This is a genomic window from Plantactinospora sp. ZYX-F-223, from assembly GCF_039649625.1.
Taxonomy (GTDB): domain Bacteria; phylum Actinomycetota; class Actinomycetes; order Mycobacteriales; family Micromonosporaceae; genus Plantactinospora.
This window is the reverse complement of the sequence record NZ_JBDJAV010000181.1, coordinates 1-897: the sequence shown is the minus strand read 5'-3', so window position 1 is coordinate 897 and position 897 is coordinate 1. Positions and strand designations below refer to the sequence as shown.

General features: G+C 66.8%; 1 protein-coding gene. It reads right to left on the bottom strand.

The window, feature by feature from the left end:
* A partial coding sequence (locus tag AAH979_RS43070; RefSeq protein ID WP_346263884.1) for an MFS transporter occupies positions 1–791 on the bottom strand: 791 nt, incomplete at its 3' end.
* Positions 792–897 lie beyond the last annotated feature (106 nt).

The following is an 897-nucleotide window of genomic DNA, read 5'->3' as shown; positions in this document are numbered from 1 at the left end:
GTGAACTGTCCAATGAACACCGCCGCGCCCGCTACCATCCCAAACCGGACGGCCGGTCGTGTCACGACTCCCACGAGATCAGACAGGTGCGTGCGCCCGTCCGGCAGAATGCCTGGCAGCACGAGTGTTTGCACAACCACGACGAGCAGTGTCGCCGCCGCGATGGCGAAAGTGAGACGCCAGCCGACGAGGTTGCCGAGGAATTGGCCCGCAGGCAGTCCCACCACCGTCCCACCCGAAATACCGGCCGCGATGATGGTGATGGCGCGAGTGCCCCCGGTCGGGCCCACCAGCTTGGGTCCGACCGGTGACACCACGGTCCAGAAGGCTCCGAGGGTGGCGCCGAAGAGCATACGGGCGATCAGCACCAGGACGAAGTTCGGCGCCACCGCGACGACCACATTCGACAGCAGCACCGTCAGACCCAGGACAAGGATGATTGAGCGCCGGTTGAAGCGGCCGGAGCCGAGGAAGAATAGCGGCGCCGACACCGCGGCGGCGAAGCCCGGCACCAGCACCGTCAGCCCTGCAAGGCCGAGCGGGACATGCAGTCCGTCGGCGATCTTCGGCAGCAGGCCCGCCGGTAGCGTCTCCGTCATGACGATGACGAATGCGCCGAGTGCGACCGCGCCCACGGACGCCCAGCCCCGCCTGCTGCTGGGTTGCATGGCAGTAAGGGCAGCGCGGGCGGCTGCAGGCTGGGTCGGCACGGCCGCGGCGCACGACGACGCGGCGACCACCCTCACCCCCGGTGTTCCATGTACCGGCGTCGCCTCTTTGAGTTCGCTCATACGTTCTCCTCATTCATTGCATGCTCCTCACAGGGCTCCGCTCCCTAAGCACCCGGGATGTTCTGCAGGAGTCATGTGGGCGTTCAAGACAGCTCACGTTGCGATC